This is a genomic window from Deinococcus sp. YIM 134068 (assembly GCF_036543075.1).
GTDB lineage: Bacteria > Deinococcota > Deinococci > Deinococcales > Deinococcaceae > Deinococcus > Deinococcus lichenicola.
Genome location: NZ_JAZHPF010000009.1, coordinates 123,108 through 137,914, shown reverse-complemented (window position 1 = coordinate 137,914; position 14,807 = coordinate 123,108). Strand labels below are relative to the sequence as shown.

Sequence of the window (14,807 nt, the reverse complement as noted above, 5' to 3'; positions counted from 1 at the left end):
CGGGGGTGGTGGAACTGGCCGAGGGGGTGGAGATGGTGATGCCGGGCGATAACGTGACCTTCACGGTGGAACTGATCAAGCCCATCGCGATGGAAGAGGGCCTGCGCTTCGCCATCCGCGAGGGTGGTCGCACCGTCGGTGCCGGCGTCGTCACCAAGGTCCTGGTGTAACCCGGATGGTCGCCCCGAAGATTCGCATCAAACTGCGTGGTTTCGACCACAAGGCGCTGGACCAGTCCGCGAGCAAGATCGTGGAGACGGTCCGGCGCACCGGGGCGGACGTGAGCGGTCCCGTGCCGCTCCCCACCCGCATCCGCCGCTTCACGGTGCTGCGCTCGCCCTTCAAGTACAAGGACTCGCGCGAGCACTTCGAGATTCGCACCCACAACCGTCTGGTGGACATCATGAACCCCACCAAGAAGACGATTGACAGCCTGATGACCCTCGACCTGCCCACGGGCGTGGACATCGAGATCAAGACCGTCGGGGGCCGGGCATGAGCAAGGGCATTCTCGGTACCAAGATCGGCATGACCCAGATCTGGAAGGGCGACCGCGCCGTTCCGGTGACGGTCGTGCTGGCGGGTCCCTGCCCCGTCGTGCAGCGCAAGAGCAAGGGGACGGACGGCTACGAGGCCGTGCAGATCGGGTTTTCTCCCAAGAGCGAGAAGCGCGTGAACCGGCCCCAGATGGGGCACTTCAAGAAGGCGAGCGTTAGCCCCGTGCGCTTCCTGCGGGAGTTCCGTGATTTCGCCCCGGAGGGCGACACCGTGAACGTGGACATCTTCGCCGAGGGCGAGAAGATCGACGCGACCGGCACGAGCAAGGGCAAGGGCTTCCAGGGCGTCATGAAGCGCTGGAACTTCAAGGGTGGTCCGGCGAGCCACGGCTCGAAGAAGTGGCACCGCCGCCCCGGCTCCATCGGCCAGCGCAAGACGCCGGGCCGGGTGTACAAGGGCAAGCGGATGGCCGGACACATGGGCATGGAGCGCGTCACCGTGCAGAACCTCGAGGTGGTGGAGGTGCGCGCGGGCGAGAACCTGATTCTCGTCAAGGGGGCCGTCCCCGGCGCGAACGGCGGACTCGTGATCCTGCGTCAGGCCGTCAAGGGAGGCAGGTAAGATGGCGCAGATCAACGTCATCGGGCTGGGCGGGGGCCGCTCCATCGAGCTGGACCTCCCCGAAGTGAATCCGCACGTGCTGCATGACGTGGTGACCTGGCAGCTCGCCCGGCGTCGGCGCGGCACCGCGAGCACCAAGACCCGCGCGCAGGTCAGCAAGACCGGCAAGAAGATGTACTCGCAAAAGGGCACCGGCAACGCCCGCCACGGCGACCGCTCGGTTCCGACCTTCGTGGGCGGCGGCGTCGCGTTCGGCCCCAAGCCCCGGTCCTACGCCTACACCCTGCCCCGCAAGGTGCGTCAGCTCGGGCTGGCGATGGCGCTCGCCGACCGCCAGCAGAGCGGCAAGCTCCTCGCGGTGGACGGCTTCGGCCTCGACGGCAAGACGAAGGGCTTCGTGCAGTGGGCCGCCGCAAACGGCATGGACGGCGGCGAGCGCGTCCTGATCGTCACCGACGACGCGGCGACCCGTCAGGCCGCGCGCAACGTCGCGTGGGCGACCGTGCTTCCGGTCGCGGGTCTGAACGTGTACGACATCCTGCGCCACGAGCGCCTCGTGATCGACGCGGTGGCGCTGGAACCCGCCCAGGGTGAGCCTGCCCAGGAGACAGAGGGGGCCGCGCAGTGAGCAGTTTCTACGACATCATCAAGCAGCCCGTCATCAGCGAGAAGGCGTATGCGGGCATGGAGCGCGGTGCGTACTCGTTCTGGGTGGACCCCAAGTCCACGAAGAGCGAGATCAAGGCCGCCGTGCAGCAGGCGTTCGGCGTGCGGGTGGTCGGCATCAGCACCATGAACGTGGCGGGCAAGCGCAAGCGGGTGGGCAAGTTCACCGGCCACCGCCCCGACCGCAAAAAGGCCATCGTGCGCCTCGCGGACGGCCAGAAGATCGAGGCCCTCGAGGCCCTGGCCTAAGGAGACTTGGAACATGGCCGTCAAGAAATACCGCCCGTATACCCCGTCGCGCCGTCAGATGACGACGGCGGACTTCTCGGGCCTCACGAAGAAGCGCCCCGAAAAGGCGCTCACCGAAGCTCTCCCCAAGACCGGCGGGCGCAACAACCACGGTCGTATCACCAGCCGCTTCATCGGCGGCGGGCACAAGCGGCTGTACCGCATCATCGACTTCAAGCGCCGCGACAAGGCGGGCGTGTCCGCGCGGGTTGCCGCCGTGGAGTACGATCCCAACCGCTCGGCCCGCATCGCCCTGCTGCACTACGTGGACGGCGAGAAGCGGTACATCCTCGCGCCCGAGGGCCTGACCGTCGGGATGAGCGTGAACGCGGGTCCCGAGGCCGAACCCCGCCTCGGCAACGCGCTGCCGCTCCGCTTCGTGCCGGTCGGCGCGGTGGTCCACTCGGTCGAACTCGTGCCCGGCAAGGGCGCTCAGCTCGCCCGCTCCGCCGGCACCTCGATTCAGGTGCAGGGCAAGGAGAGCACCTACGTGCTCCTGCGTCTGCCCAGCGGCGAAATCCGCCGCGTTCACAGCGAGTGTTACGCGACCATCGGGGCCGTGGGCAACGCCGAGCACAAGAACATCGTCCTCGGCAAGGCGGGCCGCAGCCGCTGGCTCGGCCACAAGCCCCACCAGCGCGGCAGCGCGATGAACCCCGTCGATCACCCGCACGGCGGTGGTGAGGGCCGCACGGGCGCGGGCCGCCAGCCGGTCAGCCCCTGGGGTCAGCTCGCCAAGGGCCTGAAAACCCGCAAGAAGCGCAAGAACAGCGACCGCTTCATCGTCACCCGCCGCGGCGGGAAGTAAGGAGGGCTGAGCCTATGCCCCGCAGCCTCAAGAAAGGGCCGTTCGTGGACGATCACCTCCTGAAGAAGGTGGACGCCCAGAACGAGCGCCGCGACAAGCGCGTCATCAAGACGTGGAGCCGCCGCAGCACGGTCGTGCCCGAGATGATCGGCCACACCATCGCCGTGCACAACGGCAAGCAGCACATCCCGGTCTTCGTGAACGAGCAGATGATCGGCCACAAGCTCGGTGAATTCAGCCCGACCCGCACCTACCGTGGGCACGGCAGCGAGAAGAGCGCCAAGGGGAGCAAGAAGAAATGACGGCTCCCGAGCAGACCCTGACCCCTGAGTTCCGCAACAAGAAGCAGCGCAAGCAGCAGGTCAAATTGCGCCGCCCCGGCTACGCGGTCGCCAAGTACGTCCGCATGTCGCCCCGCAAGGTGCGCCTCGTCGTGGACGTGATTCGCGGCAAGAGCGTGGCCGAGGCCGAGGACCTCTTGCGCTTCATCCCGAAGAGCGCGTCCGAGCCGGTCGCCAAGGTGCTCAAGAGCGCCAAGAGCAACGCCGTGAACAACGACGAGATGCTCGAGGACCGTCTCGTGATCACGGCGGCGTACGTGGACGCCGGGCCGACTCTCAAGCGCCTCATTCCCCGCGCCCGTGGCAGCGCCAACATCCTCAAGAAGCGTACCAGCCACATCACGATCATCGTGGGCGAGCGCGAGACCCGCACCGGCAGGGGGAGACAGTAAATGGGGAACAAGATCAACCCGAACGGCTTCCGCCTGGGCATCACCAAGGGCTGGAACAGCCGCTGGTACGCTGGGAAGAAGACCTACGCGAAGCTCCTCAAGGAAGACGAGAAGATTCGCCGACTGGTCAACAAGCGGCTCGCCGCCGCCGGCATCGCCCGCATCGAGATCGAGCGCGCGGGCCAGCAGGTCAACGTGATCATCTCGGCGGCCAAGCCCGGCATCGTGATCGGCAAGGGCGGCGAGAGCATCAAGGACCTGCGCGGTCAGATCGAGCGTCTCGTCAGCGCGGGCACGGTGGCCGTGAACGTCGCCGAGATTCCCAACCCGAACATCTCCGCGCCCCTGGTGGCCCTGCGGATCGCCGAGCAGATCGAGCGCCGCTTCGCCTTCCGCCGCGCGATGAAGCAGGCCGCGCAGCGCGTGATGGAGTCGGGGGCGCGCGGCGTGCGCGTGATCCTCTCGGGTCGCCTGGGCGGTGCCGAGCAGGCCCGCACGGAAAAGGTGCTAGAGGGCCGTGTGCCCCTGCATACCCTGCGCGCCGATATCGACTACGGCACCGCGCTCGCCCGCACGACGTACGGCATCCTCGGCGTGAAGGTGATGGTGTTCAATGGTGAGGTCATCGGCGGCAAGACCGAGACGCTGGCCCGCCCGCCCCGCCGCAACGACGAGCGCCGCCCCGAGGGCGACCGCCCGAACCGCCGCCGCCCCACCGCGCGGCGTCGTCCCGGAGGTGAGTGATGCTTCTTCCGAAGCGCACCAAGTTTCGCAAGCAGTTCCGTGGCCGCATGACCGGCGACACCAAGGGCGGCGACTATGTGGCCTTTGGGGACTTCGGCCTCATCGCGCTGGAACCCGCCTGGATTCGCTCCAACCAGATCGAGGCGTGCCGCATCGTGATGAGCCGCCACTTCCGGCGCGGCGGCAAGATTTACATTCGCATCTTCCCTGACAAGCCCGTGACGAAGAAGCCCGCCGAAACCCGAATGGGTAAGGGCAAGGGTGCCGTGGAGTACTGGGTGAGCGTCGTGAAGCCGGGCCGCGTGATGTTCGAGGTCTCCGGCGTGACCGAGGAGCAGGCCAAAGAGGCGTTCCGCCTCGCCGGACACAAGCTGCCCATCGGGACCAAGATGGTCAAGCGCGAGGTCTATGATGAAGCTCAGTGACATGCGCTCGCTCGCGGACGCCGACTTCGCCCGCGAGATCGAGAGCCGCAAGAAGGAACTGATGGAGCTGCGCTTCCAGGGCGCGCTGGGCAACCTCGCCCAGCCCCACCGGGTGCAGCAGCTCCGTCGCGAGGTCGCGCAGCTCAACACCGTACGCGGTGAGTTGAAGCGCGGGGCCGCGCAGACGCAGACAGGAGGGGGCCGATGAAAAAGACCTTCACGGGCGTCGTGGTGAGCGACAAGGCCGACAAGACGGTGAGCGTCAAGGTCGAGCGCCGCTTCACGCATCCGCTGTACGGCAAGGTCGTCACGCGCAGCAAGAAGTACGCCGCGCACGACGAGACGAACGAGTACCGAACCGGTGACCGGGTGGAGATCATCTCGGTGCGCCCCATCAGCAAGACGAAGACCTGGAAGGTCACGCGGCTGATCGAGCGCCCGCGAGGCATCGAGACCACCGCCGTCGAGACGGAAGGCGGTCAGGCATGATCATGCCCCAGTCCCGCCTCGACGTGGCGGACAACTCCGGCGCGCGCGAGTTGATGTGCATTCGCGTGCTCAACAGCGGCATCGGCGGCAAGGGCCTGACGACCGGCGGTGGCGGCAACAAGCGCTACGCCCACGTGGGGGACATCATCGTGGCCTCGGTCAAGGACGCGGCCCCGCGTGGCGGCGTGAAGGCGGGCGACGTGGTGAAGGCCGTGGTCGTGCGGACCAGCCACGCGATCAAGCGTGCCGACGGCAGCACCATCCGTTTCGACAAGAATGCCGCCGTCGTCATCAACAACCAGGGCGAGCCGCGCGGCACCCGCGTCTTCGGGCCGGTCGCCCGCGAGCTGCGCGACCGCCGCTTCATGAAGATCGTGTCGCTCGCGCCGGAGGTGCTGTGATGCCCCGTCCCAACGCCGGCAGCCACCACAACAACAAGCTTCACGTCAAGAAGGGCGATACCGTCGTCATTCTGAGCGGCAAGCAGCAGGACAAGGGCCGGACCGGCAAGGTGCTGCTCGCGCTGCCCCACGAGGCGAAGGTCGTCGTGGAGGGCGTGAACATCGTCACCAAGCATGTCAAGCCCAGCGCGAGCAACCCGCAGGGCGGCATCGAGCAGCGCGAGGGCGCGATCCACGCGAGCAAGGTCGCGCTGGTGGACCCCGAGACCGGCCAGGCCACCCGCGTTCGCAAGCAGATCGTGGACGGCAAGAAGGTCCGCGTCGCCGTGAAGAGCGGCAAGGTCATCGACTGACACTCAGGGCCACGCCGCGCGCGTGATCCCGGACGACCCGTCCGTCCGAAGAGAGGCAAGGACACATGCAGACCCTCAAGACGAAGTACAACGAGCAGGTGCGCCCCGCGCTGATGGGGCAGTTCGGCTACTCCTCGGTGATGGCCGCGCCGCGCATCGAGAAGATCGTGGTGAACGAGGGCCTGGGTTCCTCCAAGGAGGACAGCAAGGCCATCGACAAGGCGGCGCGCGAGCTGGGTCTGATCACCCTGCAAAAGCCCATCGTCACCAAGGCGAAGAAGAGCATCTCCAACTTCAAGCTGCGTCAGGGCATGCCCGTCGGCCTCAAGGTCACGCTGCGCGGTGAGCGCATGTACGTGTTCCTGGAGAAGCTGATCAACATCGGGCTGCCGCGCATCCGCGACTTCCGGGGGATCAACCCCAACGCCTTCGATGGCCGGGGCAACTACAACCTGGGCATCAAGGAGCAGCTGATCTTCCCCGAGATCACCTATGATATGGTCGACAAGGTGCGCGGAATGGACATCACCATCGTCACGACCGCCAAAACCGACGAGGAAGCCCGCGCGCTGCTCCAGGCGATGGGTCTTCCGTTCCGCAAGTAAGGACAGCCTATGGCGAAGACTTCGAAAGTTGTGAAGGCGGAGCGCGGCGCGAAGTTTGCCGTGCAGAACTACAACCGCTGCTCCCGCTGTGGCCGCCCGCGTGGCTACTACCGCTTCTTCGGCATCTGCCGCATCTGCCTGCGCGAGCTGGCCCACCGGGGTGAGCTGCCGGGCGTGAAGAAGAGCAGCTGGTAGCCCCGCCCTCACCCCCGCCCGGCCCTCCCGGATACGATCCGCCCCCTTTGGGTGGGTATCGTCCGGCCCAGGGATAGGACCCAACAGAAGGAGCGGGCCTGCCGACCCCAAGCGCGGTCAGGCCATTCTTCGGGAAGACTCGGGAGGCTGCCCCAGGGCGGCTTCCCCCCGGCCAGGGGCCTTCTGGACTGCCCAGAGAGCAACGCCCCCGGAGGAGACCCATGCTGAGTGATCCCATCGCCGACATGCTCACGCGCATCCGCAACGCGACGCGCACCTACAAGGAGAGCGTGGACATCCCGGCCTCCAAGTTCAAGGAGGAACTCGCCCGGCTGCTCGTGCGCGAGGGCTACGTGGCCTCGGTCGAGCGCACCCGCCCCGAGGGCCAGAAGTTCGACGTGCTGCGTGTGACGCTGAAGTACGGCGTCAAGCGCGAGCAGGTCATCAAGCACATCGAGCGCGTGTCCCGCCCCGGACGCCGCGCCTACGTGAGTGCCGAGAACCTGCCCCGCATCCAGCGCGGCCTGGGCGTCGCCGTCGTCTCGACGAGCCGGGGCCTGCTGCCCGACCGCGAGGCCCGCAAGCAGGGCGTGGGCGGCGAAGTCATCTGCGTTCTCTGGTAACGCGGACGCCCCCCACTGCCTGAACACGGGACCACTTCCCCGTCCCGACACTTAAGGAGCATCCATGTCACGTATCGGTCGCCAACCCATCGCCGTGCCCAGCGGCGTGACCGTAAACACCGACCCCGGCCTATTCCGGGTCAAAGGCCCCAGGGGGGAACTCACCGTTCCCTTCAACTCCGAGCTGAGCATCAAGAGCGAGGACGGTCAGCTTCTCGTCGAGCGCCCCAGTGACCGCCAGGAGCACCGCGCCCTGCACGGCCTGACGCGCACGCTCGTCGCCAACGCCGTCAAGGGCGTGAGCGACGGCTTTACCATCAACCTAGAGCTGCGTGGGGTGGGCTACCGCGCCCGCCTCGCCGGGCGGAATCTGGAGCTGACCATCGGCTTCAGCCACCCGGTCGTCATCGAGCCGCCCGCCGGCGTGACCTTCACGGTGCCGGAACCGACCCGTATCGACGTTTCGGGGATCGACAAGCAACTCGTCGGCCAGGTGGCCGCGAACGTCCGCAAGGTGCGCAAGCCCGACGCCTACCACGGCAAGGGTGTGCGCTTCGTCGGCGAGCAGATCGCCCTCAAGGCCGGCAAGGCCGGTGCCACGGGCGGGAAGGGGAAGAAGTAATGGCGAACCTGACCACCGTCCGCCGCAAGCTGCGCGCCCGCCGCAAGGTGCGCGTCGCCGCCGGGGAGCGCCCGCGCCTGAGCGTGTTCCGCTCCAGCAAGCATATCTACGCCCAGATCATCGACGACACGACCGGCACCACGCTGGCCGCCGCGAGCAGCGGAGCCGTCAAGACGGGCACCAAGACCGACACCGCCGCCGCCGTGGGCCGCGCGCTGGCCGAGGCCGCCGCCGCCAAGGGGGTCAGGCAGGTTGTCTTTGACCGGGGACAGTACAAGTTCCACGGTCGCGTGAAGGCGCTCGCGGACGCGGCGCGGGAGGGTGGCCTTGACTTTTAATCGACGGAACGACCGCAACGCGGAGCGCGAGACGAGCGAGTTCGAGGAGAAGATGCTCTTCGTCAACCGCACGTCCAAGACCTACCAGGGTGGCCGCCGCTTCCGCTTCGCCGCGCTCGTGATCCTTGGGGACCGCAACGGTCGCGTGGGGATGGGCATCGGCAAGGCGAAGGAAGTGCCCGTCGCCATCGAGAAGGCCAAGGCCATCGCGCGCAAGAACATGATCACCGTGCCCGTGGAGAACGGCACCATCCCCCACGACATCGTGGGCGCGAACTCCACCAGCCGCGTGCTGCTCAAGCCCGCCGGCCCCGGCACGGGCGTGATCGCGGGTACGGTGCCCCGCTCCATCGCGGAGCTGGCGGGCATCACGAACATGCTCTCCAAGGAACTTGGCAGCCGCAACAAGGTCAACGTCGCCTACGCGGTGTTCGACGGGCTGAGGAACCTGCGGACGGCGGGGCAGGTGCGCGCGATTCGCGGCATCACGGCCCAGGCGCAGACGGCACAGCCCCAGGCGGCCCAGCCCCAGGCGGGAGGTGCCCAGTGACGGCCCCGACCACGACCATCAAGGTGACTCTGCGGCGCAGCGTGATCGGGCGTCCGAAGAACCAGGTGGAGACCGTGAAGGCTCTTGGCCTGCGCCGCATCGGCGACAGCCGTGAGCTGACGGCCACCCCCGCCACGCGCGGCATGATCAGGACCGTCGCGCACCTGTTGGAGGTGCAGGAATGAAACTCAACGACCTGACCCCCGCGCCCGGCAGCCGCAAGAACCGCAAGCGTGTGGGCCGTGGCCCCGGCGGCACCGACAAGACCGCCGGACGCGGGCACAAGGGCCAGAAGGCCCGCAGCGGTGCCGGCAAGGGCCAGTTCTTCGAGGGTGGCCGCAGCACGCTGATCAGCCGCCTACCCAAGCGCGGCTTCAACAACGTCGGCACGACCTACGAGGTCGTCAACCTCTCGCAGCTCGCGGCCCTGGAGGGTGACACCTTCGACCGCACGGCGTTGGAGGGGGCGGGATTGGTGCGCCGCAAGAACCGGCCCCTCAAGCTCCTCGCCCGTGGGGAAGTGACCCGCGCCCTGACGGTGCACGTGGACGCCGCCAGCGAGGCCGCCGTCCGGGCCGTGCAGGCGGCGGGTGGGCGCGTCGTCCTGCCGGACAGCGGGCAGAGCGCGGGCAGCGAGAACGCCGAGCAGGCGGGCTAGCATGCTGCGCGCCTTCCGCGACGCGTTCCGCATCCCGGAGTTGCGCCGGAAGATTGTCTTCACCCTGCTGCTGCTCGCCGTGTACCGACTCGGGAGCACCATCCCGACGCCGGGCGTGAACACGGACGCGCTCGAAGAGGCCACCCAGGGTGGCCTTTTCGGGTTGATCAGCCTGATCTCGGGCGGCAATCTCTCGCAATTCTCGATCTTCGCCCTCGGCGTGCTGCCGTACATCACGGCGAGCATCGTCATCCAGCTCCTGACCACTACCGTCCCCGCGCTGGAAAAGCTCAGCAAGGAGGGCGAGGAGGGCCGCAAGCGCATCAACCAGTACACCCGCTACGCGGCGGTGGGGCTGGGGACCATCCAGGCGCTGTTCTTCTCGCTGTACATCACCAGCAACCCGGCGTTCGTGGCAGTGGGCTGGGACCCCGGCGTCTTCACCGTCCTCGTGATGGTGCTGACGCAGGTGGCGGGCATTGCCTTCACCCTGTGGATCGGCGAGCGGATGACCGAGGTGGGCGTCGGCAACGGCATCAGCCTGATCATCACGGCGGGCATCATCGCCAACTACCCGCGCGAGATCGCCGCGACCGGGGAGCTGTTCCGCACCGATCAGGTGTCTCTGCTCCAGATCGTCGCCTTCGCCGCCGTCATCCTCGTGACCATCGCGGGCATCGTGTACGTCTACCAGGGCGAGCGCCGGGTGCCCGTGACCTACGCGCGGGCACGCGGCGGGGCACCGGGGGGCGCGGCGCGGAACCTCGGCGGGCAGGCTACCTGGCTGCCCATCAAGGTGAACCAGGCGGGCGTGATCCCGGTAATCTTCGCCTCGGCGATGCTGATCATCCCCAACCTGATCGGCAGCGCGACGACGACCCGCGCCCCGGCGGTGAACGCCTTCATCCAGACGTACCTGACCGTGGGCAGCCCGTGGTACATCGCGCTGGAGGCCCTGCTGATCTTCGGGTTCACGTACCTGTACAACAGCGTGCAATTCGACCCCCGGCGCATCAGCGAGCAACTGCGTGAGGCGGGCGGTTTCATCCCCGGCGTGCGGCCCGGCGCGCCCACCGCCGAGTTCCTGGGCGGCATCAGCAGCCGCCTGAGCCTGTGGGGCGCGGTCTTCCTCGTCGTCCTGACGGTGGTGCCGCAGCTCGTGCAGCGGGCGACGGGCATCTCGACCTTCCAGTTCAGCGGCACGGGCCTGCTCATCATCGTGGGTGTGGCGCTCGAAACGCTCAAGCAACTGGAGGCGCAGCTCACCGTCCGGCGCTACGACGGTTTCATCAGCAAGGGCCGCATTCGCGGTCGCCTGAACAACTGAACGTCCTCCGAATTCTGCCGCTCACCCCCACGGTGGGCGGTTTTTCGTGGCCTTGCTGGAGAGAAGGACAGGGCTGGGCAGGAACGTGCCGCATTTCACCCTTTCGCCCTATGCTGTACACCCAGAGGAGGCAGCAGTGATTCAACCGAAGAACAAGGTCGTGATCTTTCTCGGCCCGCCCGGCGCGGGGAAAGGAACCCAGGCCGAACGTCTCGCCCGCGAGCAGGGACTGACCAAGATCAGCACGGGCGACATTCTGCGCGACCACATCGCGCGCGGCACCGAACTCGGCAGGATGGTTCAGCCCATGCTCGACGCTGGACAACTCGTCCCCGACGCCATCCTGATCGCCCTGATCCGCGACCGCCTCGCCGGGATGGAACCCGTGCGCGTCATCTTCGACGGCTTTCCCCGCACGACCGCGCAGGCCGAGGCGCTCGACATGCTGCTGGAGGAACTGGGTGCCCCCGTGAGCGCTGTGCCCCTGCTCGACGTGCCCGACGAGACGCTGATCGAGCGCATCGTGGACCGTGGGCGGCAGGCGGCGGCGCGCGGCGAGGCGGCCCGCAGCGACGACACCGAGGAGGTCGCCCGCAAGCGCCAGCAGGTCTACCGCGAGCAGACCCAGCCCCTCATCGACCACTACGGGGCACGCGGCCACCTGCGCCCGGTGGACGGCGTGGGCAGCATGGACGAGGTGTACCGCCGCATCATGGCGACGATGCCCTGAGCCGGGGCCGCCGGGGAGGGGTGTGGGAGGATGAACGAGGAGCTGCGCGCTCGACTGCTCACGTGGATGGAGGAGGATCGGCGGCTCCGCTCCGGCCCTGTGGATGCCGACGCCTGGCTTGCCTTCGATTCGGCGTCCACGGTCTTCCTGCGGGAAGTGGTGGCCGCCCACGGCTGGCCCACCCGCTCCCTGGTCGGTGAGCAGGGGGCGACCGCCGCATGGCTCCTTGCCCGGCACTCCCCGGACCTGAGCGGGCAGAGGGAGGTGCTGGCCCTGCTGTGTGCCCTGCCGCCCGGCGAGGTGTCCCCGGCACACACCACTTTCCTGCACGACCGCATCTGCATCCGTGAGGGGAGGGGGCAGCGGTATGGAACACAGGTCCAGCCGGACGGCACGCCCTTTCCCCTGGAGCCGGGTGACGTGGACGAACGACGGGCCGCCGTGGGGTTGGAACCGCTCAGCTTATATCTTCGGCACCTCGAACACTGACTCGGGCGCGGGCAATAAAAAATCCGCCCCATCGGGCGATGATAAAAACAAGATACCCCGTTATACGCCGGAAGTCAAACTCATGCGGGGTGAGGTGGGTGCGACGGAAATTCCCTCCTCTATAACGTGCTTTTCCGGCTTGTTTACCCTCTCGGCACGTTCCACCCTATGCACGCCGCGCACGCACACTCCGCCCCGGCTTGACAACCCGCCCGCCGCCCCGTACTCTTCTTTCCGCTGGCCTCGGCCAGTGTTGGTCTGGTAGTACTGGTCCGGTAGTGTAGCGGTTAGCATATCTGCCTGTCACGCAGAAGGTCGCGGGTTCAAATCCCGTCCGGACCGCCAGAGGAGGGGGGAGCGAGGTGTGGATGCCTCGCTCCTCTTCGTTTGCAGGGCGACCAGCCGCCAGCTTCCAGCCATAGCGCCCTTGCTGGCGGCTGGCCGCTGGAAGCTGGTGGCTCCTCCCCAATTGCCATCCACGCCCTTACCCCGCGCCCGGCCTTGCCCTATCATGCCCCCCGGTTTCGCACGGCGTCCGTGAAGCGCGGCTCTTTGCCCCGTCCTCCGAACCCCGCGCACGGCGAGCCTACCCTACCCCGGAGGACGCCCCAATTGACGACTTCACCTTCCTTTTCTACCGCTGACGCCGCCGAACTGTACCAGGTGCCCAACTGGAGCGGCGGCTGGTTTCGCGTCTCGGACAAGGGCCAACTGGAGGTTACGCCCGCGCCCGGCCTCCACGCGCCGCTCCGGGCGATCATCGACGAGATCGTGGAGCGTGGCGAGAGCCTGCCCGTGATCCTGCGCTTTCCCCAGGTCCTCGCCGGACGCGTCAAGCACCTCAACGACGCCTTCGGCAAGGCCATCGCCGAGTACGGGTACACGGGGCACTACCAGGGCGTGTTTCCCATCAAGGTCAACCAGCGCCGCCTCGTCGTGGAGACGGTCGCCGCCGCCGGGTACGACTACGCGCACGGGCTGGAGGCGGGCAGCAAGGCCGAACTCGCCCTGTGCCTCGCCCAGCGGATGCACCCCGACGCCCTGCTGTGCTGCAACGGCTTCAAGGACGACGGCTTCATCAAGCTCGCCCTGTGGGGCCGCAGCCTGGGCAAGAACGTGGTCATCACGCTGGAGAAGTACAGCGAGTTGGACCGCGTGCTCAAGCAGGCCCGCGCGCTCGGCGTTAAGCCCGCCATCGGCGTGCGCTTCAAGCTCCACGCACGCGGCTCGGGCCAGTGGGAGGAATCCGGCGGCGATCAGGCGAAGTTCGGGCTGAACGCCTACGAACTCCTGCGGGTGGTCGAGCGGTTGCGCGAGGCGGACATGCTCGACTCGCTCGTGATGCTCCACACCCACATCGGATCGCAGATCACCGACATCCGCCGGGTCAAGATCGCCGTGCGTGAGGCCACCCAGACCTACGCGGGTCTCATCGCCGCCGGGGCGCAGCTCAAGTACCTCAACGTGGGCGGCGGCCTCGGCGTGGACTACGACGGCTCCAAGACCACCTTCTACGCCTCCATGAACTACACCGTGGGCGAGTACGCCGCCGACGTGGTGTACACGGTGCAGGAGACCTGCAAGGCGCGCGGCGTGCCCGAGCCGACCATCATCTCCGAGTCGGGCCGGGCGCTGACGGCCCACCACGCCGTCCTGATCATGCCCGTGGTGGACGTGACGGGGCCGACCCGCGACCTGGAGGAACTGGCCGCGCCGAACGAGGACAGCCACCAGATCGTCAAGGACCTCGAAGAAATCCTCGTCAACCTCAGCGCCCGCAACTACCGCGAGATGTACAACGACGCGGTGGGCGACAAGGGGACGCTGCACAACCTCTTCGACCTCGGCTACGTCACGCTCGACGACCGAGCGCGCGGCGAGGCGTTGTTCAACGCGATCCTCCGCAAGATCGCCAAGCTGATTCAGGGGGAGAAGTACGTCCCCGACGAGCTGGAGGACCTGCAAAAAGTCCTGGCCGACAAGTACATCTGCAACTTCTCGCTGTTCCAGAGCCTGCCCGACAACTGGGCGATCCAGGCGCTCTTTCCCATCGTGCCGGTGGACCGCCTGAACGAGAAGCCCACCCGTCAGGGCACCATCGTGGACATCACCTGCGACAGCGACGGCAAGATCGAGAAGTTCATCGACCTGCGCGACGTGAAGGCTACCCTGCCCCTGCACGAGCCGGGCGGGCGACCCTACTACCTCGGCGTCTTCCTGATGGGCGCGTATCAGGACGTGCTCGGCAGCGCGCACAACCTCTTCGGCAAGGTGAGCGAGGCGCACGTCACCGTCCGTCCCGGCGGGAAATACCACCTCGACCTCTTCGTGCGCGGCCAGAAGGCCCGGCGCATGATCGAGAGCATGGGCTATGAGGAAGTGATGCTCCGCGACTCCATTGAGGACCAGACCGACGCCGCCCTCAAGCTGGGCACCCTGACCCCCGAGCAGGAGAACGAACTGCTGGAGGACTACGGCGAGGAACTGCTGGGCTACACCTATCTGGAGTACGAGGAGGGCTGAGCGCGGGGCGGGGGAGAGGGGCGGCTTGAGAGGGTGGGGCCGCCCCTTCGCCTGTCATCATGATGAAATGACGGATGCAAATGCCGTAATTGACGAGGTTCAGTTGCGCCTACTGCGAATG

General features: G+C 67.4%; 26 protein-coding genes and 1 tRNA gene. All 27 read left to right on the top strand.

The annotated features are described in order from the left end of the window. Positions 1 to 170: EF-Tu C-terminal domain-related protein (locus tag V3W47_RS11055; protein WP_503623867.1), on the top strand; the 170-nt coding region annotated here is incomplete at its 5' end. A gap of 5 nt (positions 171 to 175) precedes the next feature. Beyond that, complete coding sequence (gene rpsJ / locus V3W47_RS11050; RefSeq protein ID WP_331825260.1) at positions 176 to 499, top strand: 30S ribosomal protein S10; 324 nt, start codon at positions 176 to 178, stop codon at positions 497 to 499. Further along, the gene (gene rplC / locus V3W47_RS11045) at positions 496 to 1,119 is read left to right on the top strand and encodes a 50S ribosomal protein L3 (protein ID WP_331825259.1); all 624 of its coding nucleotides are present in this window, start codon (positions 496 to 498) and stop codon (positions 1,117 to 1,119) included. The genes rpsJ and rplC overlap by 4 nt, the downstream gene beginning before the upstream one ends. Position 1,120: 1 nt before the next feature. Continuing rightward, on the top strand, positions 1,121 to 1,747 hold the full coding sequence (rplD, locus tag V3W47_RS11040) for a 50S ribosomal protein L4 (RefSeq protein WP_331825258.1): 627 nt from the start codon (positions 1,121 to 1,123) through the stop codon (positions 1,745 to 1,747). Then, on the top strand, positions 1,744 to 2,034 hold the full coding sequence (locus V3W47_RS11035) for a 50S ribosomal protein L23 (protein WP_331825257.1): 291 nt from the start codon (positions 1,744 to 1,746) through the stop codon (positions 2,032 to 2,034). Before rplD ends, V3W47_RS11035 begins: the two co-directional genes overlap by 4 nt. Before the next feature lie 13 nt (positions 2,035 to 2,047). Then, positions 2,048 to 2,881: a 50S ribosomal protein L2 gene (gene rplB / locus V3W47_RS11030; RefSeq protein ID WP_331825256.1), complete on the top strand. Its 834-nt coding sequence runs from the start codon at positions 2,048 to 2,050 to the stop codon at positions 2,879 to 2,881. A gap of 14 nt (positions 2,882 to 2,895) precedes the next feature. Then, on the top strand, positions 2,896 to 3,183 hold the full coding sequence (gene rpsS / locus V3W47_RS11025; RefSeq protein ID WP_216327065.1) for a 30S ribosomal protein S19: 288 nt from the start codon (positions 2,896 to 2,898) through the stop codon (positions 3,181 to 3,183). After that, positions 3,180 to 3,614 (top strand): 50S ribosomal protein L22, encoded by a 435-nt coding sequence (gene rplV / locus V3W47_RS11020; protein WP_331825255.1) that lies wholly within the window; start codon positions 3,180 to 3,182, stop codon positions 3,612 to 3,614. The genes rpsS and rplV overlap by 4 nt, the downstream gene beginning before the upstream one ends. Next, positions 3,615 to 4,358 (top strand): 30S ribosomal protein S3, encoded by a 744-nt coding sequence (gene rpsC / locus V3W47_RS11015; RefSeq protein ID WP_331825254.1) that lies wholly within the window; start codon positions 3,615 to 3,617, stop codon positions 4,356 to 4,358. Further along, positions 4,358 to 4,783 carry a 50S ribosomal protein L16 gene (gene rplP, locus V3W47_RS11010; protein ID WP_331825253.1) on the top strand — a complete coding sequence of 142 codons (426 nt, stop codon included), beginning with the start codon at positions 4,358 to 4,360 and terminating at the stop codon, positions 4,781 to 4,783. Before rpsC ends, rplP begins: the two co-directional genes overlap by 1 nt. After that, positions 4,770 to 4,991 carry a 50S ribosomal protein L29 gene (gene rpmC, locus V3W47_RS11005; protein WP_331825252.1) on the top strand — a complete coding sequence of 74 codons (222 nt, stop codon included), beginning with the start codon at positions 4,770 to 4,772 and terminating at the stop codon, positions 4,989 to 4,991. Before rplP ends, rpmC begins: the two co-directional genes overlap by 14 nt. After that, complete coding sequence (rpsQ, locus tag V3W47_RS11000; RefSeq protein WP_331825251.1) at positions 4,988 to 5,272, top strand: 30S ribosomal protein S17; 285 nt, start codon at positions 4,988 to 4,990, stop codon at positions 5,270 to 5,272. The genes rpmC and rpsQ overlap by 4 nt, the downstream gene beginning before the upstream one ends. Then, entirely contained in the window at positions 5,269 to 5,673 is a 405-nt protein-coding gene (rplN, locus tag V3W47_RS10995) for a 50S ribosomal protein L14 (protein ID WP_331825250.1), read from the top strand. The genes rpsQ and rplN overlap by 4 nt, the downstream gene beginning before the upstream one ends. Beyond that, positions 5,673 to 6,026, top strand: a complete 354-nt coding sequence (gene rplX / locus V3W47_RS10990) for a 50S ribosomal protein L24 (RefSeq protein WP_331825249.1) — start codon at positions 5,673 to 5,675, stop codon at positions 6,024 to 6,026. Before rplN ends, rplX begins: the two co-directional genes overlap by 1 nt. A gap of 65 nt (positions 6,027 to 6,091) precedes the next feature. Then, complete coding sequence (gene rplE, locus V3W47_RS10985; RefSeq protein ID WP_331825248.1) at positions 6,092 to 6,631, top strand: 50S ribosomal protein L5; 540 nt, start codon at positions 6,092 to 6,094, stop codon at positions 6,629 to 6,631. 9 nt (positions 6,632 to 6,640) lie between these two features. Beyond that, positions 6,641 to 6,826 carry a type Z 30S ribosomal protein S14 gene (locus tag V3W47_RS10980; protein WP_331825247.1) on the top strand — a complete coding sequence of 62 codons (186 nt, stop codon included), beginning with the start codon at positions 6,641 to 6,643 and terminating at the stop codon, positions 6,824 to 6,826. 221 nt (positions 6,827 to 7,047) lie between these two features. Continuing rightward, positions 7,048 to 7,449, top strand: a complete 402-nt coding sequence (gene rpsH / locus V3W47_RS10975) for a 30S ribosomal protein S8 (RefSeq protein ID WP_331825246.1) — start codon at positions 7,048 to 7,050, stop codon at positions 7,447 to 7,449. 64 nt (positions 7,450 to 7,513) lie between these two features. Further along, the gene (gene rplF / locus V3W47_RS10970; protein ID WP_331825245.1) at positions 7,514 to 8,071 is read left to right on the top strand and encodes a 50S ribosomal protein L6; all 558 of its coding nucleotides are present in this window, start codon (positions 7,514 to 7,516) and stop codon (positions 8,069 to 8,071) included. Further along, on the top strand, positions 8,071 to 8,409 hold the full coding sequence (gene rplR / locus V3W47_RS10965) for a 50S ribosomal protein L18 (RefSeq protein WP_331825244.1): 339 nt from the start codon (positions 8,071 to 8,073) through the stop codon (positions 8,407 to 8,409). Before rplF ends, rplR begins: the two co-directional genes overlap by 1 nt. After that, entirely contained in the window at positions 8,399 to 8,959 is a 561-nt protein-coding gene (gene rpsE, locus V3W47_RS10960; protein ID WP_331825243.1) for a 30S ribosomal protein S5, read from the top strand. The genes rplR and rpsE overlap by 11 nt, the downstream gene beginning before the upstream one ends. A gap of 17 nt (positions 8,960 to 8,976) precedes the next feature. Beyond that, positions 8,977 to 9,144: a 50S ribosomal protein L30 gene (rpmD, locus tag V3W47_RS10955; RefSeq protein WP_331825267.1), complete on the top strand. Its 168-nt coding sequence runs from the start codon at positions 8,977 to 8,979 to the stop codon at positions 9,142 to 9,144. Then, positions 9,141 to 9,617, top strand: coding sequence for a 50S ribosomal protein L15 (gene rplO / locus V3W47_RS10950; protein ID WP_331825242.1), 477 nt, complete (start codon positions 9,141 to 9,143; stop codon positions 9,615 to 9,617). Before rpmD ends, rplO begins: the two co-directional genes overlap by 4 nt. A gap of 1 nt (position 9,618) precedes the next feature. Further along, complete coding sequence (gene secY / locus V3W47_RS10945) at positions 9,619 to 10,944, top strand: preprotein translocase subunit SecY (RefSeq protein WP_331825241.1); 1,326 nt, start codon at positions 9,619 to 9,621, stop codon at positions 10,942 to 10,944. A 136-nt stretch (positions 10,945 to 11,080) separates the two neighbouring features. Beyond that, entirely contained in the window at positions 11,081 to 11,674 is a 594-nt protein-coding gene (locus tag V3W47_RS10940; RefSeq protein WP_331825240.1) for an adenylate kinase, read from the top strand. Between the two features lie 30 nt (positions 11,675 to 11,704). After that, positions 11,705 to 12,163, top strand: coding sequence for a DUF6624 domain-containing protein (locus V3W47_RS10935; RefSeq protein WP_331825239.1), 459 nt, complete (start codon positions 11,705 to 11,707; stop codon positions 12,161 to 12,163). 269 nt (positions 12,164 to 12,432) lie between these two features. Further along, positions 12,433 to 12,508 (top strand) — tRNA-Asp (locus V3W47_RS10930). A gap of 267 nt (positions 12,509 to 12,775) precedes the next feature. Then, the gene (speA, locus tag V3W47_RS10925; protein WP_331825238.1) at positions 12,776 to 14,686 is read left to right on the top strand and encodes a biosynthetic arginine decarboxylase; all 1,911 of its coding nucleotides are present in this window, start codon (positions 12,776 to 12,778) and stop codon (positions 14,684 to 14,686) included. Positions 14,687 to 14,807: the final 121 nt, after the last annotated feature.

Coding starts and splice junctions, on each gene's coding strand:
- rplV (WP_331825255.1), top strand. CDS start 3,180: ATGACGGCTCCCGAGCAGACCCTGACCCCTGAGTTCCGCAACAAGAAG.
- rpmC (WP_331825252.1), top strand. CDS start 4,770: ATGAAGCTCAGTGACATGCGCTCGCTCGCGGACGCCGACTTCGCCCGC.
- rplC (WP_331825259.1), top strand. CDS start 496: ATGAGCAAGGGCATTCTCGGTACCAAGATCGGCATGACCCAGATCTGG.
- rplD (WP_331825258.1), top strand. CDS start 1,121: ATGGCGCAGATCAACGTCATCGGGCTGGGCGGGGGCCGCTCCATCGAG.
- rplE (WP_331825248.1), top strand. CDS start 6,092: ATGCAGACCCTCAAGACGAAGTACAACGAGCAGGTGCGCCCCGCGCTG.
- rpsS (WP_216327065.1), top strand. CDS start 2,896: ATGCCCCGCAGCCTCAAGAAAGGGCCGTTCGTGGACGATCACCTCCTG.
- rplF (WP_331825245.1), top strand. CDS start 7,514: ATGTCACGTATCGGTCGCCAACCCATCGCCGTGCCCAGCGGCGTGACC.
- rplB (WP_331825256.1), top strand. CDS start 2,048: ATGGCCGTCAAGAAATACCGCCCGTATACCCCGTCGCGCCGTCAGATG.
- rplR (WP_331825244.1), top strand. CDS start 8,071: ATGGCGAACCTGACCACCGTCCGCCGCAAGCTGCGCGCCCGCCGCAAG.
- rpsH (WP_331825246.1), top strand. CDS start 7,048: ATGCTGAGTGATCCCATCGCCGACATGCTCACGCGCATCCGCAACGCG.
- V3W47_RS10935 (WP_331825239.1), top strand. CDS start 11,705: ATGAACGAGGAGCTGCGCGCTCGACTGCTCACGTGGATGGAGGAGGAT.
- rplP (WP_331825253.1), top strand. CDS start 4,358: ATGCTTCTTCCGAAGCGCACCAAGTTTCGCAAGCAGTTCCGTGGCCGC.
- secY (WP_331825241.1), top strand. CDS start 9,619: ATGCTGCGCGCCTTCCGCGACGCGTTCCGCATCCCGGAGTTGCGCCGG.
- rpsC (WP_331825254.1), top strand. CDS start 3,615: ATGGGGAACAAGATCAACCCGAACGGCTTCCGCCTGGGCATCACCAAG.
- V3W47_RS10980 (WP_331825247.1), top strand. CDS start 6,641: ATGGCGAAGACTTCGAAAGTTGTGAAGGCGGAGCGCGGCGCGAAGTTT.
- rplO (WP_331825242.1), top strand. CDS start 9,141: ATGAAACTCAACGACCTGACCCCCGCGCCCGGCAGCCGCAAGAACCGC.
- rpsJ (WP_331825260.1), top strand. CDS start 176: ATGGTCGCCCCGAAGATTCGCATCAAACTGCGTGGTTTCGACCACAAG.
- rplX (WP_331825249.1), top strand. CDS start 5,673: ATGCCCCGTCCCAACGCCGGCAGCCACCACAACAACAAGCTTCACGTC.
- rpsQ (WP_331825251.1), top strand. CDS start 4,988: ATGAAAAAGACCTTCACGGGCGTCGTGGTGAGCGACAAGGCCGACAAG.
- rplN (WP_331825250.1), top strand. CDS start 5,269: ATGATCATGCCCCAGTCCCGCCTCGACGTGGCGGACAACTCCGGCGCG.